The sequence below is a fragment of the Lactovum miscens genome (assembly GCF_014202895.1).
Lineage (GTDB): Bacteria > Bacillota > Bacilli > Lactobacillales > Streptococcaceae > Lactovum > Lactovum miscens.
This window is the reverse complement of the sequence record NZ_JACHHV010000006.1, coordinates 41,791-64,571: the sequence shown is the minus strand read 5'-3', so window position 1 is coordinate 64,571 and position 22,781 is coordinate 41,791. Positions and strand designations below refer to the sequence as shown.

At 35.3% G+C, this 22,781-nt stretch carries 20 protein-coding genes; 4 read left to right on the top strand and 16 right to left on the bottom strand.

Annotated elements, in window-relative coordinates:
* Window positions 1–79: 79 nt before the first annotated feature.
* The 10 genes from fni to HNQ37_RS02725 form a co-directional block, all read right to left on the bottom strand.
* Window positions 80–1,159 (bottom strand): type 2 isopentenyl-diphosphate Delta-isomerase, encoded by a 1,080-nt coding sequence (gene fni / locus HNQ37_RS02770; protein ID WP_183539105.1) that lies wholly within the window; start codon window positions 1,157–1,159, stop codon window positions 80–82.
* On the bottom strand, window positions 1,143–2,099 hold the full coding sequence (locus tag HNQ37_RS02765; RefSeq protein ID WP_183539103.1) for a GHMP family kinase ATP-binding protein: 957 nt from the start codon (window positions 2,097–2,099) through the stop codon (window positions 1,143–1,145). The genes fni and HNQ37_RS02765 overlap by 17 nt, the downstream gene beginning before the upstream one ends.
* Before the next feature lie 36 nt (window positions 2,100–2,135).
* The gene (mvaD, locus tag HNQ37_RS02760; protein WP_183539100.1) at window positions 2,136–3,098 is read right to left on the bottom strand and encodes a diphosphomevalonate decarboxylase; all 963 of its coding nucleotides are present in this window, start codon (window positions 3,096–3,098) and stop codon (window positions 2,136–2,138) included.
* Window positions 3,099–3,228: 130 nt separating this feature from the next.
* Entirely contained in the window at window positions 3,229–4,167 is a 939-nt protein-coding gene (mvk, locus tag HNQ37_RS02755) for a mevalonate kinase (protein ID WP_183539098.1), read from the bottom strand.
* A 408-nt stretch (window positions 4,168–4,575) separates the two neighbouring features.
* A complete protein-coding gene (gene rsmI, locus HNQ37_RS02750) occupies window positions 4,576–5,448 on the bottom strand; it encodes a 16S rRNA (cytidine(1402)-2'-O)-methyltransferase (protein WP_183539096.1) in 873 nt (290 codons plus the stop codon).
* A complete protein-coding gene (locus HNQ37_RS02745; RefSeq protein WP_183539094.1) occupies window positions 5,448–5,768 on the bottom strand; it encodes an initiation control protein YabA in 321 nt (106 codons plus the stop codon). The genes rsmI and HNQ37_RS02745 overlap by 1 nt, the downstream gene beginning before the upstream one ends.
* Window positions 5,761–6,573 (bottom strand): regulatory iron-sulfur-containing complex subunit RicT, encoded by an 813-nt coding sequence (gene ricT, locus HNQ37_RS02740; RefSeq protein ID WP_183539092.1) that lies wholly within the window; start codon window positions 6,571–6,573, stop codon window positions 5,761–5,763. Before ricT ends, HNQ37_RS02745 begins: the two co-directional genes overlap by 8 nt.
* Complete coding sequence (locus tag HNQ37_RS02735) at window positions 6,570–7,424, bottom strand: DNA polymerase III subunit delta' (RefSeq protein ID WP_183539090.1); 855 nt, start codon at window positions 7,422–7,424, stop codon at window positions 6,570–6,572. The genes ricT and HNQ37_RS02735 overlap by 4 nt, the downstream gene beginning before the upstream one ends.
* Window positions 7,421–8,056: a dTMP kinase gene (gene tmk / locus HNQ37_RS02730; protein WP_183539088.1), complete on the bottom strand. Its 636-nt coding sequence runs from the start codon at window positions 8,054–8,056 to the stop codon at window positions 7,421–7,423. The genes HNQ37_RS02735 and tmk overlap by 4 nt, the downstream gene beginning before the upstream one ends.
* Window positions 8,057–8,546: 490 nt before the next feature.
* A complete protein-coding gene (locus tag HNQ37_RS02725; RefSeq protein ID WP_183539086.1) occupies window positions 8,547–9,806 on the bottom strand; it encodes a hypothetical protein in 1,260 nt (419 codons plus the stop codon).
* A gap of 264 nt (window positions 9,807–10,070) precedes the next feature.
* On the opposite strand from HNQ37_RS02725, the gene yycF reads away from it, so the two are divergent.
* The 4 genes from yycF to HNQ37_RS02705 all read left to right on the top strand — a co-directional run bounded on the left by yycF (window position 10,071) and on the right by HNQ37_RS02705 (window position 14,797).
* Window positions 10,071–10,778 carry a response regulator YycF gene (yycF, locus tag HNQ37_RS02720; RefSeq protein ID WP_183539084.1) on the top strand — a complete coding sequence of 236 codons (708 nt, stop codon included), beginning with the start codon at window positions 10,071–10,073 and terminating at the stop codon, window positions 10,776–10,778.
* A gap of 51 nt (window positions 10,779–10,829) precedes the next feature.
* Window positions 10,830–12,398 (top strand): ATP-binding protein, encoded by a 1,569-nt coding sequence (locus tag HNQ37_RS02715; RefSeq protein ID WP_183539082.1) that lies wholly within the window; start codon window positions 10,830–10,832, stop codon window positions 12,396–12,398.
* On the top strand, window positions 12,395–13,198 hold the full coding sequence (locus HNQ37_RS02710; protein WP_183539080.1) for an MBL fold metallo-hydrolase: 804 nt from the start codon (window positions 12,395–12,397) through the stop codon (window positions 13,196–13,198). The genes HNQ37_RS02715 and HNQ37_RS02710 overlap by 4 nt, the downstream gene beginning before the upstream one ends.
* 138 nt (window positions 13,199–13,336) lie before the next feature.
* Window positions 13,337–14,797: a GH25 family lysozyme gene (locus HNQ37_RS02705; protein WP_183539078.1), complete on the top strand. Its 1,461-nt coding sequence runs from the start codon at window positions 13,337–13,339 to the stop codon at window positions 14,795–14,797.
* A gap of 325 nt (window positions 14,798–15,122) precedes the next feature.
* Here the strand turns inward: HNQ37_RS02705 and HNQ37_RS08670 are convergent, their stop codons facing one another.
* From HNQ37_RS08670 to HNQ37_RS02675, 6 genes are all read right to left on the bottom strand, one after another.
* Entirely contained in the window at window positions 15,123–15,188 is a 66-nt protein-coding gene (locus HNQ37_RS08670; protein WP_183539135.1) for an IS3 family transposase, read from the bottom strand.
* Window positions 15,189–16,313: 1,125 nt separating this feature from the next.
* Entirely contained in the window at window positions 16,314–17,540 is a 1,227-nt protein-coding gene (locus HNQ37_RS02695) for an MATE family efflux transporter (RefSeq protein ID WP_183539076.1), read from the bottom strand.
* A 339-nt stretch (window positions 17,541–17,879) separates the two neighbouring features.
* Window positions 17,880–18,686: a glycosyltransferase family 2 protein gene (locus HNQ37_RS02690; RefSeq protein ID WP_183539074.1), complete on the bottom strand. Its 807-nt coding sequence runs from the start codon at window positions 18,684–18,686 to the stop codon at window positions 17,880–17,882.
* Between the two features lie 723 nt (window positions 18,687–19,409).
* Entirely contained in the window at window positions 19,410–20,357 is a 948-nt protein-coding gene (locus HNQ37_RS02685) for an NAD-dependent epimerase/dehydratase family protein (protein WP_183539072.1), read from the bottom strand.
* The gene (locus HNQ37_RS02680) at window positions 20,344–20,694 is read right to left on the bottom strand and encodes a DUF2304 domain-containing protein (protein ID WP_183539070.1); all 351 of its coding nucleotides are present in this window, start codon (window positions 20,692–20,694) and stop codon (window positions 20,344–20,346) included. Before HNQ37_RS02680 ends, HNQ37_RS02685 begins: the two co-directional genes overlap by 14 nt.
* A gap of 2 nt (window positions 20,695–20,696) precedes the next feature.
* On the bottom strand, window positions 20,697–21,404 hold the full coding sequence (locus tag HNQ37_RS02675) for a glycosyltransferase family 2 protein (protein ID WP_183539068.1): 708 nt from the start codon (window positions 21,402–21,404) through the stop codon (window positions 20,697–20,699).
* Between the last annotated feature and the right edge of the window lie 1,377 nt (window positions 21,405–22,781).

Sequence of the window (22,781 nt, the reverse complement as noted above, 5' to 3'; positions counted from 1 at the left end):
TTTCTATTTGCCAAATAGGCGCCTTTGAACGCCAAATGTCAAACGGTTACAATTTCAATTATACAGAGTCTACAGAATTTTAGCTAAAATTCTGCTCAATTTTAATGTTTCTTTGCTTGTAAAAATCCAAAAGGTTATCCTGAAGAATTAATTTCGACTGCTGAAGCTCTGTTAGATTCTTTGCTCCTTGCATCGTATAAAATTTTCTAATATCTAATTCCCAATTCTCTAGGAGCATCTCAACAAATTCGGGACCATTTTCCAACAGATTTGAAAGGATAAAACCAGCGGAAGACACTAGACTTGCACCTAGGACGAGAGACTTCACAATTTGACTAGCATACTGAATTCCACCGGTCGCAATCAATGGCTTTGTCGAACTCGAAAATTTGGCCTCTAATAGACTTTCCACAGCAGTAAAGCCTTGTTCATCCAAATAAAGTGAAAAGTCGTTACTTCGTTGTTCCTCAATCCAAGCAAAGTTTGTCCCACCACGGCCACCAATATTAATCGCAGAAACTGCTGTTTTCTCAAGTTGTTTAAAGGTTTGTTGGCTCATCCCAAAACCCACTTCTTTTACAATTACGGGAACATCAAGCTTGCCCGCAATTTCATTAATATTATCCAGCCAATAAAAGCTGCGATCACCTTCTTCTGCTTTCATGGCTAATTCTTGGATAACATTGATGTGAACTTCCAAAGCATTAGCTTGAATCATATCAACCGCCCTTTTGGCGTCTTCGAGACCATGGCTTGCTCCAATATTAGCTAATATAAAACCATCTGGATTAGTTTCTCGAACTTTCCTAAATCCCGCCGCTAATTCTGGGAACTTTAGAGCGATTGTTTGTGACCCAACAGCCATCGCCAAATGCTGATTTTTAGCGATTTCTGCTAACTGAGCATTGATTTTATCTCCACGAACGAAACCGCCTGTCATCGCTTCAATAAAAAAAGGTTTCTCAAAGCGATGATTTAAAAGTTGCACAGATAAATCCACCTCATCAAGTGAAATTTCAGGAAGAGAATTTGGAATCAGGCGGAGATCTCCGAAACCCGCGGTATTATCATGTTTTTGATTGCGCCAATACTTTTGTGCAAGTGAAAGATGCTCTTCTTTTCGGTGTTGATACCGATTTTTTTCAGTTGGATTTGGCAATTTTTATAGCCTCCATTTTGATATTCTTCTGCTCAAGTGACTGAATGAGCAAAGTAATTTCTCCCCAACTCACCCCATTTGAGAAAACAATTAGATTTTCCCCAAAGCCTGAGCCTGAAATTTTTCCAGCTAAGCGAGGATGTGAATTTACAGTTTTTAGGGCAAAGTCTAGTTTCTCTGTAACATAGTCCTTTGGTAAATTTTTGATTAAAAGATCTTGATTTTCTAATAAAAGTTTTTTAAAACCTGAAAAGTTTTTTTCTTGAGAAAGTCGTTGAACCAGTTTGTCAGACTCCGCATAGAAAGATGGTTCAAAATTTATTGAAAGTTTCTCACCTGTTTTCACAGACTTTCCAGTTTGAACTACGAAAGTCTCCCAGTCAGGAAATTGTAACACTTCAATCAAATCACGATTTCGATAACTCACGATGCCGCCAAAAATAATAGCAGCAATATCCCCCATCGAGCCCGAGCCCTGAACTTCAAAATGTGCATCCGCAGCAATTTCAAATTCTTCTTCAAAAGAAAGCTTCATGTTAAAAAATTGATTTAAGGCTTTAACAATTCCAGAAACTACTGCTGCACTTGAACCATATCCTTTTTTATTTTTACCATAGCCAAGATTTGATTGAATCTCAATTTCTAATTCGGATTTCAGAGGCCCACAAACTTCAATAAATTTTTTTATCGCTGTTAGAGCAAAACTCCAATCTGACTTCATGTCAATCATACCAGGCTTCAGTAAATCAGTTGGTTTGAATGAGAAAGCTTCTAAGCCAATGTTAGTATGCATCACAGATAAACCTTTGGTTTGCTTTACAGAAATCATAAAATTAGTCTCAACGGCTGCAACAATTGCACGTCCCCCTTGACGAGTCACAGCATATTCACCAGCAATAAACAACTTACCTGGAACTTTAATAATTACCTTTTTAGGCACGAGCGCCTCCATTGATCTATAACTACAAGAAACAAACTAAACCTCAACTCTAATTCCGGGTCCAGCATGGGCGATATCAAATTGTAAGTCTGGGAAATTATCTTGAAGACGCTTCAAGATATACTTTTCTTGAGCACGACTCGTAATAATCTTTACATTAGGACCCGCATCAATTGTCACAAAAGCTAACAAGCCTTCCTTATAGCAATTATCCACGAAACTTATTAATTCACGGGTCTTATCTGTAAAATAGTCAAAGGGTTCTGGACAGTTCCAATTCAGGTCATGCATCGCCAAAGAATTTTCTTGAGCAATTAACCCAACACGTTCAATATCTGAGCGTAAAATTGCAGCCTTCATTTCTTTCAACTGCACAGCTGAACGTTCCACCCAAGTAGCGTAATCAGGTGAAAGCTGAGCCAACTGCATACCTTTTGTAGAACTCATTTTTTTTGACGTAGCCGAAACTTCCGCTACAATCATAGATAGTTCAATGTCTTCATTCAAAAATGACTCCGCATAGGAGCTTTCTTCATCTTCTCCTTTATTCCAAATAGCAAAATTACCAAAGATAGAGCGTGAAGCCGAACCGGAGCCACGTCGAGCATAACGCGACATCTGAGTTGGCATAAGATTTAAATCTAAAAGGCCAGACATAGCCCCAGTAAGGGCAGCAAAACTTGAAGCACTCGATGCCAAACCTGCCGCCGTTGGAACGTGATTTTTTGAAATTACTAACACAGAACCGAAATCGGCAACTTCTGAACGGAAGATATTTAAAAATCTGTGTACACGACTCGGGTCCACTTCTTTTTCATTCAGGATCAATGTATCCTGAGCCAATGAATTATTAAATTCAACAGATGTCCTAGTATAAAATTTATCAAGCGTCATTGATAAACTTGAAGTTGTTGGGATATTTAAATCTACGTTTTCCTTCCCCCAATACTTAATTAAAGCAATATTTGTATGTGCTGTAGCTGTGATAATGTCCGACATACGCCTCCAATATATTAAAAATCCTGTAATATAAAAAGGATTGACTCTTAAAATGAACCAGTCCTTCCTTGCTCAATATTCTACATCTCCCGAGGAAGTTAGGAATTCAAATTCTTTTTAAATTTCTATTTCATAGACTAAAAATCCAAGTATTCTGAGCGCCATTTTTAGACAAAGCTTGAGAAATCCTTATTGCATCTGTTGCATTGGCAGCAAGGGCAACAATAACTCCACCTAAACCTGAGCCCGTCAATTTAGCACCCAAAGCGCCTGCTTCTCGAGCGGTTGTAATTAAATTATCTAGTTTAGGGTGAGAAACTCCAAGATTTTCCAAGATTTCTTGTGAAGCATTCAAAATTGGGCCAAAGCCATAAACCTTGTTCTCAATTAAAATCGAACGAGCTTGCTTCACATAAGTACCCAATCTCTCAATATCAGCCTCAGCTTGAAGTTTATCCTCACGCAATTTTTGCTGAACAGTGGCAATAGCCTGACTCGTCAAGCCATGAATACCTGAATCTCCAATTACCAAAAGACCCGGCATTTCAATGTCAATCGTTTCAATTTCCTGATTCTTCACAAACCAGACTGGTTTATCTGAATTTACAGTAGCCGCATCAATACCAGAAGCACGACCGTGAACGATAGACTCTGAGAAATTCACAAAAGTTAAAAGTTCTTTGGTATCAAGTTCTGCATCAAAAAAATCAAAAAAGGCTTTTGTAATGGAAGTTGCCAATGCAGCTGAAGCGCCAAGTCCACGTCCTCGTGGGATATTTGAGTCAATTTCCAGCGAAAATGGCATAAACTCTTCATCAAACTTAAGCAGAAGACGGAGAATCAACTGTCGAATTCCCTCAAAGTCATCTTCCATTAACTCTAATCGGCGGCGAAGCTCATCATTATCTTCGATAAATTGACCATGATTAATCTTAGTTAAGGTCACCCGTATTTTTAAAAGATTCACTGGAATAGCGATGGCAGGCTGACCATAGACCACGGCGTGCTCTCCCAGCAAAATCAATTTTGCATGAGCTTCCCCGTGTCCGATTCTTTGATTACTTTCCATATAGGCAATTTTACAGAATTTTTACTTAAATATCAATAATTAGAGCCCATTTACCTTGAAAGAACTCCATTCGTTGAGAAGAAAAACTTACAAAATCTCTCTATTGATGCTGTAACATTATAGTATCCGTTTGTCTACCAACGCTCCATCAATATCTATTTTCATAGAGCGTGCCATAAATCTCTTCCTTTATCTTCCTTTTTTCAAACTGTCAAAGTTGCAAAATATATTTTAATGCAGAAGATTTAAAAATTTCAATTTAAACCAGTGCAAACACAAATATAGTAAGGCTCCTTAAAAATCTAAAAATGGTTAAATTAATATTTCATCATATTCTTCAGACCGGTTATTTCTAAGATATTCATCCCCTGGCTGAAATACTTCATTAGCCTGTTTCATCCCTATTTTTCAATCAGTCAAATTATGAATTTCTTTATAAAATTCTTGACGATTTAGGCCTCGTGTCTTTGCAACCAGTTTAATAGCATTATTTGGCTTTTCTCCCATTTGAATCAGATTTTGAACTTCTTCAAACGGGCTCCCCTCAAATTCAAGCTCTGCCAAGCCATCAGAACCTGACACGATCAAGAGACATTCACCCTTTGCAGGATGCTCTTTCAGGTCTTCAATCAATTCTGAAATATCTCCACGACGATACTCCTCATAGATTTTCGTCAATTCACGTGTCAAAACGGCCTGGCGATCTCCATAAACAGCTAACATATTTGTCAGCGTATCAACCAAGCGTAGAGGTGACTCATAAAAAATCTGAGTCTCTGGATAATTTTTCTTACCTTCAAAAAAAGCAATCTGAGAACCTCTCTTACGAGGTAAGAACCCATAAAAAATATGTGGCTGAGGATTTACACCTGAGGCAATCAGGGCAGTAATTCCAGCCGACGGTCCAGGCAAAGCGACAACGGGAATATCTTCCGCGATTGCTGCGATGACAAGTTCATGCCCTGGGTCTGAGATGGATGGCATGCCGGCATCGGAGACTTGGGCAATTGATCGACCTGATTTCAAAAAGTCCAAAAGCTTTGGAATCTTCTCTGCCCAGTTGTGTTCGTGAAAGCTCTCCATTGGTGTTTTGATTTCAAAGTGATTCAGAAGTTTTAATGTGTTCCGCGTATCCTCAGCACAAATCAAATCAGCTTCAACCAGAGTTTTAACACCACGGAAGGTCATATCCTCGAGATTACCAATTGGAGTGGGAACTAAAAAAAGTCTTCCGAAGTCACTCGTGCCACGGAAGCTTGATTGAATTTTTAGATTTGGCATTAAGATAGTACCTCCTGGCAAAGCAAACAGTTTTCACCGTTTTCTAAAACCTTTCCATAGTACGTCCGACAGACGTGAAAACCTTCGTCGTAGATTTTTTGTAGGCTATCCACTGATTTCCTAGCATTTGTTGAACTTTCTAGTTCTTCAATGCGATCTCGTAGACGCTCGTTTTCCAAACGGAATTGCGTATTTTCAGTCAAAGTATCATTTAAAAAATCCTTCATTGTCCCAATAATTGCATAGGTATCTGCCAAATCTATCTCTAGACGATTCAAGCTTTCAAGGATTTCTTCCCTATTCTGAGTTGATTCAAACATGAGCAACCTCCTTTTTTGATTCATCCAGCAATTCATCTAATGAGTATTCTCTCACAAAATCATCAAAGCGTAATTTTACAGACCTTCCCAAAATATTCATTCCAATGACTTTTCCAAGCCCTTCAGAGGTTTTCATAAGGCCACCAAAATCAGGAAATTCTTGAGCTGCTTGCTTGTAAAAGTCATCTTCATAGCTAAGACAACACATCAGACGGCCACACATACCATTGAGTTTTCCCTGATTAAAGGCTAATTGTTGATTTTTTGCCATTTTAATTGACACAGATGGGAATTCATATAAAAACTCAGAACAGCACAAAGGACGACCACAAGGCCCAATTCCTCCAAATAATTTCGTCTCATCTCGGCTTCCAATCTGACGCAGTTCGATCCGAGTCTGGAAATGACTTGCTAAATCTTTTAATAATTGCCGGAAATCAACTCGATTTTCAGCTGTAAAAGAAATATAGAGGAACGACTGATCAAAGTTATAAGTTACAGTAACGACTTTCATAGCGAGCCCAGAATCTACCACGATTTCTCGTACTCCCTCCTTAGCAAATATAGACTCATGATAAATACTGTTAAGGATGATCCTGTCATTTTCATCAGCCAAGCGTAAAACTTTTGCCTGATTTTCAATCAAGTCAAGTTCCGATGAATGCCCAGATAAAATCCTCCCAATCTTCCCGAAATAAGTTGCCTTGTCCGATTTAATAATCACTTCATCATTTTTAACATATGTAATCTCTGAATTAGCTAAAAAGCTTGGTAGACCATTTGAAAAATTTATTTGATAAATCATAAACAGATGCTTTCCAGGCAAGACTGAAAACGAACATTGGCACGCCACATTTTCTCTGCCTTAAAGGTTTTTATTGTAAAATTGGTTGCTTGAACTTGATTGAAAAGAATGAGGAGAATTTCAAATGCTACACTCTGCTCCTTCTTTCCCTCAAAATGAGGCAAGAGTTCAATCACTTTGAGAAAAGCTAATTCATTCGAGCTTTGGATAACTTCTACAAAATTAGCCAAAACCTTACTGGCTGGTAAATACCAACTTGATTCAGCCAAAGCTTTTGCTTCATCGGTTGAATTGGTAATAGCAGCCAAAAGATCCGCTTCTGTCTTTAAAAGACCCATCTGTTGTAGAAAGTTTGATAAATAAATTTCATCTTTAGGAAAGACAACTTTTTGCGCCCGAGACTGAATTGTTGGAAGTAGGAGGCTTTCATTTTCGGCTAAAAGAAAAATATAGACCTCACTCTCAGGCTCCTCAATTGTCTTAAGCAAGGCATTTGCTGCATTCATACCCATCTTCTCAGCCTCTTTAATGATCACCACTTTTTTCGTAGATTCAAAGCCAGTTGAGGCAAAATTAGCAAGTAACTCTCGTACTTGATCTACCCTGATCATTTGGCCATCTGGCTCTATAATTTGAAGTTCAGAAAATTCATTTCTATCAATTAACTTACAAATACGGCAGTTACCACATGGGGCACCCATTTTCTCACAAAAAACGCCTTTTGCTAGCCACATCGCCATATCATAATTTCCGAATCCACCAACAAATAGATAGGCATGTGAAAGCTGCTGATGCTTTAATAACTTTTGGAAATGCTCAAAAAGTCGAGGTTGAACTTCTGCAATTTTCATAAAAATTCACCTGGGAAACGAGTATAAAGAACGTTTATAATTTGATCTAAAACTTCTTCTGGGCTCTTAGAAGCATCAATCGCAACAATGCGGTCGCTATCAGTCTTAAGTAGTGCTTGGTATCCCTCATAAACCTTTTTATGATAATCAAGTTTTGCCAAATCTAATCGGTTCTTCTCTCGCTCATTATTTTTCATAACTCGCTTCAAACCTTCTTCAGGTGTGATATCAAAAAAGATTGTTAAATCAGGTTTCAAGCTATCGGTCGCAAAGTCATTTAGCCACTTGACTTGCTCAACATCCACGCCACCTGCAAATCCTTGATAAGCCACAGATGAATCAATAAAACGATCAGCAATAACGACTTTCCCTTCTGCCAAAGCTGGTAGAACTTTTTCTAATAAATGAACACGACGTGCTGCCGCAAATAGTAGAATCTCAGTTTTGCCATCCAATACAGTGTTTTTAGGATCTAAAATGATCCCACGAATATCCTCGGCAATCCTAACTCCTCCTGGCTCTCGTGTTGCCACGACACTACGCTTTACCGATAAGATTGGTAAAAGTGCTTCAAGAATTGTGGATTTCCCAGCTCCTTCAGGGCCTTCAATTGATATAAATAACGGATTCATTCTATTAATTATAGCAAAATCTTTACCGTATCGCTTTGCTAATTCCTTCATAATTCTTATTAAAAAGCTTTTATCTGAACAAACTAAAGCAGCTATAATTACTTTTCACACAATGTACAACAAGCTTTTTTAAATAACTCCTAATATCTTGTTAATAGTATCAAGAAAATTTGTATTCTCTATTTTTTAAACAATCTTATCAATTTAGTTGGCAGATGCATTAAACTATTTTTGGTTCTTTGCTAGTATTTCCGAAGTATTCTAAACAAATATTTTATTTTTTAAAGTAGAGTTTTTCTCATTTTATAAGACCTGATTTACACCAAGTGCACTGGCAAATAACTTTAGGATTGTGCCAAAGTTTTTTCTCTTCACTCAACATTTTAATAAACTGATTTCAATAGCTATTTCCGAGGTCATAAATTCCTCCACCTATTATTAATTGATTTAATTAAAGAGGATCCCATTATTTTAAAAACATGCTTTAAAATCAATCAGTAACCGTTTCACCGATAAAGATACGCACTTTATCTGACTTATCGTCCATCGCATAAACTATTTCTCTTGGTGAAGTAAGATTATTTATTATATTTGTTGCAAGATCTTCAACATTTACACCTAAAACAGGTCGTGTTATCTTTTCAAATTCTTCATCTAAGGCCATCGCTATTTTAACCTTTTTGTCATCCGTCTCACTCTTTAACTTTTCTGAATGGAGTTGCATCTTTTTTGCTGCTCTCAGTGGTAAACGATTAGCAACATTGGCTATTTTTCCAAGTGCTCCTGCAGCAATATCTTCTACAGTATCTACTTTCGTAATCATTCCCAATGCTTTTTCAATAACAGGTTTCCTAACTTTATCAATGTAAAGCGAGGCACTACTGCTAAAACTATTCTGAAATTCGTTTTTGAAAGAAACTACACGTTCATTTATGATATTTGACTGTGTACCTGCCTTAACCAATGATGTGATGATTGTTAATCTCACGAGCCAACTTAACGAATCTGCATAATATGCTAATTTAAATGCATTGATGAAGTCACTATTTTTTATGTTATCTAGCATATAAGCAATTCGTGCTTCATCATTAACCCCCTTATACTTCAATAGTGTTGTAGTATCAAATTGATCTAGTAAAATTTTATACTGATGAAAAACAGTTTGTGCGTCATTTGCTAAAATTGACAACTCATTCAAATTCTCCGATGAAATATTTTCCTGTTGTGTAATTGCTTTAATACGAGCATCTATTGTTTGTAAAATCGCCAATTTTTCGGCATGCATCATCCCCGTAATACTATCCAATTTGTCTGTAATTTTATCAATCTTTTTGTTTAATTCATTGAACTGTTGTTTAATAACCAACGTCGTCAATAAAACAATGGGAACAATTGGGTTTGAAATTGTAGCCGATAAAGCACCTGCCTGCACAAATCCATTGTGAGCTGCTATTTGGCCAGCTTGTCCCTTGACCATTGAAGAAATTGTGCCATCCGCGTAGGTTTTCAATTGTCCAATAGGCACCGCCTGAGTAAAGAGGTTTAGACCTTGTGCTGACACTTCAACTGTTTGTTTGAGTTGGGTCATACCGAATAATGTAGTTTCTGCTAGTGTTCCATCAGCTAACAGTTCTTGAAAGTGCCCAGTTTCTAGCTTTTGTGGGTGAGTTCGAACAAGATTTAGTTCTTCACCAATGTTATTCTTCAACACAATTGTGTCTATTGCTCTGACTTCGTTCTCATTGTTCATAGTTATCTATCTCCTCATTTGACTTACTATATTATGCCATGAAATTAGCACATTACGAAACCAAAATTTTAAAAAATTAAAATTTATACACTAACGTTAGTTTTAGTGTACATTTAACGAGTTAATATTTTATTAATTTCAAATCACCTTCCTTCTTTTGCTATGTTTAAGATGCCTTTTTCTAAAGAATATTCCTATAATTCACCAAATATTATTGTTTTCAATTTGTCAAGTTTTTTATCAATTATTTGTTATAATATAGACATGCCAAAAATACTTATCGTAGATGATGAAAAGCCAATTTCAAATATTATAAAGTTTAATCTTGAGAAAGAACACTATGAAGTTGTAACGGCTTTTGACGGAGAAGAAGCTGTTGAAGTTTTTCATGCTGAGCAACCTGATTTGATTTTACTTGACTTGATGTTGCCAAAAAAGGACGGGATTGAAGTCGCTCGCGAAATTCGAAAAACTTCTGAAGTACCTATTATCATGGTTTCAGCAAAGGATAGTGAAATTGATAAGGTAGTCGGGCTTAATGTTGGAGCAGATGACTATGTTACAAAGCCTTTCAGCAACGCGGAACTCTTGGCCCGTATTAAGGCAAATTTACGTCGTGCCATAACTGAGACAAATGCGAAAGCGGTCGAAATAGAGAAAAAAGAATTACTTATCAAAGAGCTTCGCATCAATACCGAAACTTATCTTGTTTATAAGAATGATCATCCACTTGACCTCTCTCATAGAGAATTTGAATTAATCCATTTTCTAGCCATCCATCAAAGTGAAGTCATCACTCGTGAGACCCTTCTTGAAGAAGTCTGGGGCTATGATTACTTTGGGGATGTCCGCACAGTAGATGTTACCGTACGCAGACTTCGTGAAAAGGTTGAAGAAAATCCGAGTCGCCCTGAATACATCTGTACGCGTCGTGGGGTCGGCTACTACCTTAACAGCCCTGTCGAGAGATGATATCCATGATTTATCCAAACCTTTTCACACGTGCCCTTATAAATATATAAAATGCATAATAAACCAACTTCAAGTCTAATCACAAAAGTAGTAGTCTTTGTTCTACTACTTTTTGGCATTTTGCTTATTGTGGTAAACCTTGTTCATCAGCCAACCACGCTCTTACAGATAATATTAGGTCTTTTTATCGTTACATTGGCTATCTCCAGCTTCTTTACTTTTGACTTGATTCGTTCAATTAAGGATGCTACCAATGCGGTAGACCGTCTATCTCGTGGAGATAACTCAGTCCAACCCTACGATACTAATTCAGCCGAGGTCAATGGTTTATCTCGAATGATCATCCAACTAAGTAGAAACCTCAAGCTTTCTCAGGAAAATCTAGAAAATCAGCATAACCAACTTAATGGTATCCTTGCCTATATGACAGATGGAGTTATTGCGACAGATCGTGCGGGACGTGTTATCCTAGCCAATACTGCTGCACTTCATTTGCTTTCAACAAAAACAGAGATTATCCTCACCCAAACAATTGCTGAAGCACTGCAGATTGATAATTACTTTGCTTTCCGTGATTTGCTCCAGCGGACTCCTGATATTTCGATTGACTCAGAAAACTCATTTGGTGAATATGTGCGCCTCAGAGTTAACTTTTCTATTTTCCGACGTGAGACAGGAGACATCTCAGGTATAGTTGCGGTCCTCCATGATGTTACCGAATCAGAAAAGTTAGAGCGAGAACAGCGTTCCTTTGTTTCAAATGTATCACATGAGCTACGTACTCCCCTTACTACTATCAAATCTTATCTTGAAACACTACAAGATGGCGCTCTCAGTCAACCTGATTTGGCACACGATTTCGTTTCTACAACTCTAAATGAGACTAACCATATGATTCAAATGGTCTCTGATATCCTTGATTTATCAAGAATGGATTTAGGACGTATGAAGCCCCAAAAAGAAATGGTCAATATGGTCGCCTTTCTTAGTCATCTTGTAGATCGTTTTAAACAGGTCACAAATAGTGACCCAACCTTGTCATTCCATTTTGAGACCGTCTTTCCAAAGGGCCAAATCTGGAGCGAAATTGATGTCTCTAAAATGAGTCAGGTTGTCGATAACATTCTAACCAATGCAGTAAAATACTCTCCTGATGGAGGAACTGTGATGATTAGTCTATCCGTCACCCCTTCTCAACTGATCATCAAAATCGCCGATGAGGGAATGGGTATCCCTGCAAAAGATCTTCCAAAGATTTTTGATCGTTTCTATCGAGTTGATAAGGCCCGTACTCATGATGCAGGTGGAACGGGGCTAGGACTTGCGATCACCTATGACATTGTTAAACTTCATGGAGGAACAATAGGTGTTAAATCAGAGGAAGGAATTGGAACAGAGTTTGCCATAGTACTCCCTTATACACCCTACACGGATGAAGGCGACTTTGAGAATGAATTTGATGATTTAGAAATGGAAGACGATTACACTGAAGATCTCGTTTCTAAAAACGAAAAAAAGGATAATATCTCCTACAGTGAAGTTTTTGAAGATGATTATTTTAATGATGTTAGCCTGAGCCTTGAAAAGCCAGTGCAAGAAAGTGATGAAGATATAGAATGACAGAAGGATTTAAATATTCCATTCTTGCATCTGGCTCAACCGGCAATGCAACTTACATAGAAACTGATAAAAGGAAGATCCTAATTGATGCGGGTTTGACTGCTAAAAAAATTGAAGAAGGACTTGAATCTATTGGTCGCTCTGCTAAAGATTTAGACTCTATTCTAATTACCCACGAGCATAGTGATCATATTAAAGGAATTGGCGTCCTCGCTCGTAAACATCATCTTAATCTCTATGCCAATGAACTGACCTGGCGTAAGCTTTTAGATGATAATATGTTAGGGAAAGTTGATCCAGAGCTTGTTAAAATATTTGACATGGGAAAAATGCTAACCTTTGATGATATTGACATTGAAAGCTTTGGCGTCAGTCACGATGCAGTTGCTCCACAATTCTATCGATTTATGAAAGACAACAAGTCATTTGTTATCCTGACAGATACGGGCTATGTATCAGACAGAATGGCTGGAACTATTGCAGACGCAGATGCTTATATCATGGAGTCTAATCACGATGTCGAGATGCTTCGGTATGGTCCGTATCCATGGAGAATCAAACAACGTATTCTATCAGATAAGGGACATCTTTCGAATGAAGATGGGGCAATATCGGCACTCACTGTGATTGGCCGACATACTAAAAAGATTTTTCTTGGTCACCGTAGTCAGCACAACAACACACTCGATTTAGCAAATATTACCATGAAAACTCAACTGCAGCAACACGATGTGGATACCAATGTCTTACAAGTATTGAATACAAGTCATGAAGAGGCAAGCCAGCTATTTGATATTTGAAAATTGCGAAAAACTTGCAATTTTTTTCTTTTGCAACGCCTTTCCCCCAACTCATTGTTTTATATTATATTTATATTACTTTGTATTACAATTTTATGATCTGACTTAATTGACATTTTTTATAAGGTATAATGAGTTATGAGAAATTTTAGAAAAATTATTACTTTAGGACTATTATCTTCCATCATTATTTGCATTTCTGTAGTGGTTAAGGCCGATAACACAATAAGTTCAACAAGTACAAGTTTAAGTCAAAGTTCATCATCACATTTTAGCACATCAAGTAGTTCAACTACAAACCAATCTTCAACTTCAAATAATACAAGCTCTAGTAACTCACCAGTACTTAGTTCAATTTCTTCTACAGTATCTCAATTTATACAATCAGACAATCATCCAATGGGCTACGCATGGAAAATTCAATCAAATAGCACGAATTCTTTTAACCCCTTAAGTTTCATTAAATTATCTTCAACAGTTAATGCTCCAGCTGATTTATCCTCCGATAACTCTAACCTTCCTCGAAAAGATGCAGTTGATATTTCAAGCGCCCAATCATGGATGACTCAAACTGATTTTGATAACTTAAAAAAGCAAGGAGTCAAAACTGTTGTAATAAAGTTGACCGAGGGTACTGGTTACACAAATCCTTATGCGAAAAGTTTTTTACAAATGGCTAAAAATTCTGGTTTGAATATTGCTACATATCACTATGCTCGATTAGGAGATACTTCAGACCAAGCCACCGCAAATTCACAAGCTGTAGCAGAAGCAGAATACTTTGTTTCCGTGGCAAGGAATCTTGGAATTCCTTCAAATACTGCTATGATCTTAGACTGCGAAAGTCCTGCTGTTAATATCAATTCTGTGGATTGGACTTTGGCCTCTTTAAGTTGGGAAAAAGAGATGGTTCTCCTTGGTTACTCTAATGTAAAGTATTATACTAGCCAAAGTTGGACTACAGCTGGAGGTGGAAACCTTATGGAGGAAGGACAACTTGGGAAAACTAATATGTGGCTCGCTCAATATTTATATGGAACACCTAGTTCTTCGAATTTACAAAACACAAAATTTGGCGCTTGGCAATATTCGTCCCAGATGTACTATGTTGGGGCTTCTCACTATCAACCCATAGACACAAGCATTGATTATGCAAATCTCTTCTCACAATCAGCAGCACCTGTAAATGTTCCAATTTACAGATTATATAACCCGACTAACTATGAACATTTTTATACAGCAAGTTTAAATGAAGCAACAACGCTGATTCAAATTGGTTGGGGATACTCTGAAGGAATTAGTTATTACGCTCCAGCCTCTGGCGGAATTCCAGTTTATCGCCTGTATAATCCTTATATACAGATGCATATGTACACAACTGATTCTAATGAATATAATGTATTGGCAACACGCGGTTGGAATCAAGAAGGAGTTGCTTTTTATGCTACATCAGCAAGCAGTGGTCAAGTCCCAGTCTATCGCTTATACAATCCCCAAATTTTACAGCATCTCTACACAACAGATTTGAACGAATATAATGTTCTTGCAACACGTGGTTGGAATCAAGAAGGAATTGCTTGGTATGGGATGTTAAATTAGTAAAATTCAGCAAATTTAAATATAATTTAGCAACCGCTAAACATCTGAAATGTTATCTGATATTTGAATATTTTCTTGGATAACAATTCATCCATGTCTCAATTTTGGCAGCAGCCCTGATGTAACCCCCAGAGTATAGATTTCCCATTTAGTGCATCCATTAAGCTGGACAAAAGCTCAAGCAAATAATTTTGCTTGAGCTTTTTGCCTTTTGTTAGTGTACCATTTCTAATTGATATCCTTTTGATGAAAGCCAAACCAATTTTTTTATAATCCGTTTGGTATTGTAATACTGAATCCACTGAATGGTTGTTTATGATAGCTCTTAATAGCTTGTGAAGATATAGCCATAATAGATTTCTTGTTTAAGTAGACCAAAGAAATTCTCCATCACTAAATGATCATGGTTGTTGCCTCTTCTCTCTGCAACTCATGGGTCGGGAAATGCGTTGCTCCTTAAGTTTATATGTCTATGATGCATCATCACTTAGTCAACATGGAAAGTACGTCGAAATGGGCAATCAGATGCTATATCTATTGCCTGCTTCAAAACGCTCATAATAGATACTTGGTTGTTTTGGGATACAAAAGGAGATGATTCCATGATTAAACAAATCAAGGAAAAGGTCAAGATAAGCTTTTGACATTACAATTTTCATCGTATTTGAATTTAGTTGTATCTGTCGTAATTTTTTGATGAAAGATAATTATTTCAAAGCGCCTTCTCATCAAATATTTCGTAACATTTCCTACACACCCTAGATAAGAACTCTGTTTTCTTGCTTTCTGATAAAAGCTTGTCACAAGAAGTTGAAGCTTTCTTAAGATTCTCAGTACATGTTTCGCATTGATGCTCATTCCTTCATACCTCAAAAGAACTGTAATGGACGATAGCCATAATTTGGGTGTCCTTGACGAACTTTCTAGGTCAATATCCCTATTTTCTGTTGTATGTAGTACTGTAGTACATGGAAATAACTCGATTGAGATAATCCAACCGCCTTTAATAGGTCTGCGAGCGTCTATTTATCACGAAAACTTCGCACTATTTTGACTTTTTCTTGATTTTTTTTGCTTGCGTAGCTAGCCTCCGCAGTTCTTTTAATAGTCGCTTTCAATTTGCGCTTGTCTCAGTTGTATTTCAAGTTCACAAATTCGTTGATTTTCAAGTTTTCTTGGTTATCCATTGATCATAATTCTATCTTTTTGATGATTTTCATCATTTTTAAAACATAATGCTTGTAAACATTGAGCCATTGAAAAATAGTTGATTTCGTTGATAAATCCTATTTCATATTTAATGCTTTATGACGTCCGCAACCATCTAAGTAATCTTGTAGAACTTGTTGCTTTAATTCATAGGGCTATTTAGACATAATAAAACTCTCAATATTTTAGATTTTGGTTCAGTTTATGTGAAGCGCTACATAAAGTCCAACTTTTGGAAGCTACTTCATATCACTTTTTATTTCTTATAATACTTATTTTAAAATTGATTTATCTAATATCAAGCTTTTTATTTCTTAGAGTCTTTCACGCTCTTTCTTACAATAAAATAAAATACCAACAAAAATATTATAAATTCACCAAGCATGATAATGAAGGAAGTGTAAAGCGAACTTGACAAATCTCTAACATAAAGATAGCTAATCAGTATTCCTAAAGCTATAGATAAAGTATACATAAGTATCTGAATTCTCATTTGTCGCATCAAGATTAAAATGTTAGAAATCACACCTACTGCGCCACTAAAAATTCCAGATAAAACAATAAGACTTAATTCAAAACGATAACTTGAGATATCAACATGATAAACAAATCCTAAGATAGGCGCCCCGATGAAATAAGAAATAATAGCAAGTAAAATACCCATTAAGGTTAAAGCAATTAATAGCAATTTTACAATTGAAAAGAATTTCATTTTGTTAACTTGATGAAGTTTTACAAGATTATTTAATAAAGGTTGAAATAAAAACTGAGAGAGTAGAGCAATAGTAGCCGCTGGCATATTAATAATACTAAAATATCCTTGAATTGTGCTATTTCCTCGATACTCAATAAAATAACGAACGATATTGAGCATAATTAAACCCAATAACGCAAAAATAAATGGGGAAAAAGACTCCTTTAATAAAACAAATGTATGATGTGTGAAATTAAATACGATTTTTGTATATTTAGAAGCAATCTTTCGGTCATAGAAAAAATAGATGATTATAAATGAAAATACAAGCGATAAGCTTGCTAAAACTATATTTTTAGTTAGCAAATCTATTAAGATAAATAAAACAAATGTCAGAACAGTCTTTAACGACATTGATTTTCCAACAGCTGCTAGATTATCATTTATTTGCATGATCCCAAAATACATCTCACAAACAGCTTCAACAGCACGATAAGCGATCATAACTAAAAATAGTAAAAAGGTATATACACTGTAAAGGCTAATCAAACAAAACAGAAACGTGACAATGAACATTACTAAGCTAGTCAAGAGTCTTGAAGAAATATAATGATCTGATGAATATCGCTTTGAAATATCCGTAACCTGAAAGATTCTTCCACCATACATGCCAATTGCTGAAAGAACTGAAGTAATATAAAATGCATAAGAAAAATCACCTGCAGCATTAATCCCATTTATTCTGGTTATAAAAATCAACAAAAAAAGTGAATAGGAAGCATTTAAAGTGACTCCCACCAGATTCCAAGTAACATTCTTATTCTGAACTGTATTTTTCATTAACTCAGCAATTATAACTTTTTTGTTTCTTTTTTTCAAACTAGAATCTATTTTCAACTTGTCAAATTAGTTAAGATAGCTGAATTGTTAAATTAAGTGGAATAAAAACTCCTCATTTCGCTTGAAATCAAGTACTTTTTGTAACATGGCATTGATGTGTAATCTTGTGTGATGAACCTTCTCATCGCTTACGCTTGAAAAGCAGTTGTCTTGATGATCATAAGACTTGAACCCTGATATTTACACAACCAAAAAAGCCATCACTTCCGTGACAACTTTCTACCCATGCTATTTGACAAAAGCCTAAAAATTGCTATCAGAGGAATAAAGTTAAAATTATTACTCCTTAAGTTGTTGGTTTCCCTTTTGATTTTTTACGTAGAATTTCATTAATAACTTTGTCATATTTTTCCCCCAATAACGTCTAAAAAGTTGATATTCCTCTTTTTCACGTTTTTCGTTATTATTAGCCGTTGTCTCCGAGTCTAAATGAATTCTGTGTGCCACAAGCCTTTCTGAAATATACTTTATATTACCTGGATACTTCATGATTCTTTCCCAAGCATCCCAATCCACTGCCATTTTTAAAGACTCATCAAACCTAAATTCCTTAAGTCTTTCAATGTCATAAGAAACCGCTGGACAAGAAATAAAGTTTCCGAAGGCATATACACGGCGTTGGTAAATTTTAATATCACTAATCGAAAGTAATTTCAAAGCTAGGGTTTTGATATTGAGATTTATATTCCTTTTTCGTTCAGCTCCCTCAGCATCAATTTCATAATAATCAGAAAAAACTATGTTTGCTTGACAATTTAAGTCAAAAGATGCCAATACCTTGCTTCCATAGTTTGGTAAATATAGATCATCTTGATGTGCAAGTGTTGCATACTTTGTCTTTACTATTGATAAAGCTGAATTCCAATCTGCTCCAATCCCTTTTGATTCGCCAACATTCATCTTTATTAAAAATTTATCACATAAACTTTCAATATATGCACTTGGTGTTGAAGTGTAAAGTAATACTTCCGAAAATCCTTCTCTCACTGATTTTTGTGAGACCAAAGACTCTATACAATTAGAGAGGTATGGCGAATCCTTGAATGCACAAATGACAAACGTATGTACTAGAGAACTTTTTCTCAAACTTCACTCCTTAAAATACTTTCAATTTGACAACACAACATTGTAACTTTTTCTCAAACAATTTTCAAACTTACACAGCAATCCTTTGATTGAAATTGTATTTCTTCTATTTCCCATTGCAAAATACCAACATTGCTTCAGTCATCTCTCCCGTTCCATTAGTGTAGCTGATCAAATTAAAGACTGTCATAATTCGAGACTTTAAGCAAACTCAGCATTCGAAAGTAAAGAAAATCGTTCAACTATGCTTGATGACTTTCTAGCAAAGTGGAGCTTTATTTATCCAAAGTTCAAGTAAATGGATAATATATCCAATTTATTGATCTTCTTTGAATTTTCAGAAGTGGCTCAGCGAAACGGATGCACAAATATTTTTGATAAATTTGTAATACGTTGAAGGAATCCATGTCTATTTAAAAAGATTCTTTAACTATTAGCTCACCGAATTTACATATAATTATTGATAATCTTAGTACATATTAAAGTTACTTTAATCATTATATTTTGGCAAATTATAATTTTTATTATAGCTTCCCAAAACAGATAAACCCGTTACTAAAATTGAGTCTTGGATGAATCATTATCCGAAAAAATGTTAGAATATCAGATGTCAGTTCAGATATCTTTATTTCTTTGGGCTAGAAACGTTTTATCCTATAATTATCATTGCTTTCTCGCTTTCAAAGCTTTTCATATCTGAAATTCCACAATTTATATTGTAGTTCATCTTAACCCTTCATATTTCAGATACTTTGCTAGACCGCTCTTAAAATCAAATTTATTCTCAAATCCAATATTTACTATTTTTCCAATATCACTTACAGAGTGAATTATATCACCCTCTCTTAGAGCAGCATAAACAATCTCAATATTTTTCCCAGAAATATCCTGAAAAATTCCTAATAGTTCATTTAATGTCACCTGCTTTCCAGTTCCAACATTATAAACTTCTCCCTGAGCCTGCTCAGATGTTGCAAGTAAGATCAACGCCTGAACTACATCATCAATATATACAAAATCTCTTGATTGCTCTCCATTTCCGAAAATTGTAATTTTTTTATTTTTTTTAAAACAATCAACGAGTATTGAAATAAAGCCCGAATATGGTGATTTTGGATTTTGTTTTGGCCCATATACATTAAAGAACCGCGTTGCACTTGTAGGTACCCCATAAAGATTATTATATATTGAAACCATTCTTTCAGAAGCAAACTTATCAATCGCATAAGGAGTTAATGGCTTAATTGAACTCATTTCAGATTTTGGAAGTATTGGATCATCCCCATAAACCGCTGCACTTGAAGAAAATACCAGCCGTTTTAATGTCTTATTATTATTATTTCTCAACAACTCAAGAATTGTCATTGTACTATCAAAGTTTACTAGATGAGTTTCAAATGGGCGAGCTACTGAATCCGCAACCGAAGCAACTGCAGCTAGATGAAAAATATAGTCAAAGTTATATTTTATAAATATTTCTTCAAGTAATGTCTTATCAGTGACAGAGCCTTCAATTTTTGTCAAATTTGTCGATTCAACCAAATTAGAAAAATTTCCCATTGATAAATCATCGACTACAATAACTTCATTATTTACAAGAAGTTTATTGGTAAGAGAAGAGCCAATAAAGCCAGCTCCGCCAGTCACAAGAATTTTGCTATTTTTTATCATTTTCGTTTTTCTCCAAGTCCTTTAACGCAGATTCTTGAACAATTGAATTTATTTTCTCCTCTAGTTTGCTAATGCTAACAGAATTCTGAAATAATTTCAATACTAAAATAAAAATGATAAGTAAAAAAATCATATTACTTATAGAATAAATGCCCATTAGATGTGTTAAAACTGCTAAATACTGAGGAAAAATACTTGTTAACAGTAAGAAAATTGAAAACAACACCCAAAATAGTGAGTGATTTATTTCAATATTTCCCTTTCTTACTTGTCTCGCTACATAATAAGTTGTCGCCAAAGAGCCAATAATTAGTATTATTCGTAAGGTTAATGTCATGATTATTTCCTAAAAGGTTGCAGAATAAGAATAGAAATTACTACCCTTATCATATATTGAATACTACGTTTGAGATTAAGATAGCTTTCTCCCACTAAGCGGTCTTGCATCTTTACTTGAACCTCTTTCGTTATAAAACCCTTTTTTATCAAGTAGCTCACTGTCTCAGGCTCTGGGGTCATATTATAGTTCTTTACATAAAATTGAATTGCTTTCCGATCAAATAACCTCAATCCACTCGTGGGATCGTTGATTGTTTTTCCTGTCGTAATTTTAATTGCAAATGAAATTAATACACTACCTAACATCCTTAATGAATTAGGCTTTTTCTCAGTAACAAATCGGCTCCCAATAACAACATTTGCTCCTGAGTCAGCTTCTTTGACCATTGCAGGAATATAATCAGGCAGATGTTGCCCATCTGCATCAAACTGAATTACACTATCATAACCTTGACGATATGCATATTTCATACCAGCCATAAACCCACCAGTGAGGCCTAAATTTATTCTCAGATCTATCAGTTTAACGCCTTTTGAAAGAACCAGTAATGGAGTTAAATCTGTTGATCCATCATTAACAACAACATAATCTAGCTGGAAAGGTAACTTTACTGACCTTTTAAACTGTTCAATTGATTCGATAGTATTGACTATACTCTCTTCCTCATTATAAGCAGGAATTATTAAAAGAATTTTCTCATTCTTCATTCTCAAACGCCCTATTTAGTAAAATCTTCTTCATCTTGTTAATTACTCCAAATCCTTAAATTTCAAATTTAATTTCTTCAACTTGTACATCCTTGTATAAAATATGCTACAAATATCATCAAGTTAGATAACTTTACTTTTCACAAATGCTATTATACCAAAAAACTGGATTCAGTGTTCTTCAGGCGAAGCACCAACAAAACTTGAAAATTTTTGAGCACTAAGCAAAAGATTAAAAATCTTATCTCGTATTTAATTTCTATCTTCAAAATCCAATCAACAAAGAACTTTAAAAGTGAGTGAGATAATCTAAAACTTATCAATATTATATTTAGTTAGCTGCTGCAAAAGTACGAGTGTTAAACTTGTTTTATGTGCTGTGGACTATTATTTCACTGTTAATCTCTAAACAATTTTGCTTTGAATCTACCCATATCTTTTGTTTGATTGGTAATTAGTTTGGTAATACTTAGACGTTTTATCTTTCATAAGAATGCATGCGTTTTGCAACAGTGCTAAATATGAAGTCTAGGAGAATCTTACTGTTCTATATCTTAGAGTCATTGTTTGGAATAAGCACGATCTTGGTTGTACTGGCTCAAATAGAGAAATTCGAATTTATAATTTTGATTTCAGAATGTCTATTAAGGATTTCAAACTCTTAAATATTGTTTAGAACAACTTGATTCTAACAAAGTAAATATTCAAATTTCTCTTGAAGAATCTCGACATTACATCCAAATTCTTATACATTTCTTAAAAAAATTTAATTACCACACTTTAACTTGTAATTCTCTGCCCATCAAAGGATTTGTTAAATCTCAATTCTTGAGAAAGACCAAAACCAATAAAAAGGCATATACGTAAACAGCACGTAAATTTTTTCCTTACAATGTTTCAGAGCATTATTGCACAGATGATACGATCAATCAGCTAAAAAACTGACACACTATCGATACCTCTAGGATCGTGACCTTTCTAAAGCTAAAATATTGTGTGTTAGACACTTGACTTGATATTTAGTGGGTTCTTCAATTAATGAGCACTACCTTAACTACCCTATCCAACACCTCAGAAGATATGTCAAGCGCATTTTAATACAATGATTAAAATTAAGAAAATAACGCTCATAAAGATGAAAAGATTCGAGAGGCTGAATCATAAAATATGGAATAAACTCTACTCCTCTTCAGTTTAAACTAACACAATTCATTTTAACTATTTGGCATTACTGCGAGTAGATACCTATTGAAATTCAAGCACAAACTTATGAGGTCCAAAGTAACTTGACTATCAATTTTTTCCTATTAATGTGGTTAAAACTGGCTAAAGGTTGTTATTCTCGCTTAAATTTGTTATATCCATAATTTAAGGAAG

Coding starts and splice junctions, on each gene's coding strand:
- mvaD (WP_183539100.1), bottom strand. CDS start 3,098: ATGTCGGACATTATCACAGCTACAGCACATACAAATATTGCTTTAATT.
- mvk (WP_183539098.1), bottom strand. CDS start 4,167: ATGGAAAGTAATCAAAGAATCGGACACGGGGAAGCTCATGCAAAATTG.
- rsmI (WP_183539096.1), bottom strand. CDS start 5,448: ATGCCAAATCTAAAAATTCAATCAAGCTTCCGTGGCACGAGTGACTTC.
- HNQ37_RS02745 (WP_183539094.1), bottom strand. CDS start 5,768: ATGTTTGAATCAACTCAGAATAGGGAAGAAATCCTTGAAAGCTTGAAT.
- ricT (WP_183539092.1), bottom strand. CDS start 6,573: ATGATTTATCAAATAAATTTTTCAAATGGTCTACCAAGCTTTTTAGCT.
- HNQ37_RS02735 (WP_183539090.1), bottom strand. CDS start 7,424: ATGAAAATTGCAGAAGTTCAACCTCGACTTTTTGAGCATTTCCAAAAG.
- tmk (WP_183539088.1), bottom strand. CDS start 8,056: ATGAATCCGTTATTTATATCAATTGAAGGCCCTGAAGGAGCTGGGAAA.
- HNQ37_RS02725 (WP_183539086.1), bottom strand. CDS start 9,806: ATGAACAATGAGAACGAAGTCAGAGCAATAGACACAATTGTGTTGAAG.
- yycF (WP_183539084.1), top strand. CDS start 10,071: ATGCCAAAAATACTTATCGTAGATGATGAAAAGCCAATTTCAAATATT.
- HNQ37_RS02715 (WP_183539082.1), top strand. CDS start 10,830: ATGCATAATAAACCAACTTCAAGTCTAATCACAAAAGTAGTAGTCTTT.
- HNQ37_RS02710 (WP_183539080.1), top strand. CDS start 12,395: ATGACAGAAGGATTTAAATATTCCATTCTTGCATCTGGCTCAACCGGC.
- HNQ37_RS02705 (WP_183539078.1), top strand. CDS start 13,337: ATGAGAAATTTTAGAAAAATTATTACTTTAGGACTATTATCTTCCATC.
- HNQ37_RS02695 (WP_183539076.1), bottom strand. CDS start 17,540: ATGAAAAATACAGTTCAGAATAAGAATGTTACTTGGAATCTGGTGGGA.
- HNQ37_RS02685 (WP_183539072.1), bottom strand. CDS start 20,357: ATGATAAAAAATAGCAAAATTCTTGTGACTGGCGGAGCTGGCTTTATT.
- HNQ37_RS02680 (WP_183539070.1), bottom strand. CDS start 20,694: ATGACATTAACCTTACGAATAATACTAATTATTGGCTCTTTGGCGACA.
- HNQ37_RS02675 (WP_183539068.1), bottom strand. CDS start 21,404: ATGAAGAATGAGAAAATTCTTTTAATAATTCCTGCTTATAATGAGGAA.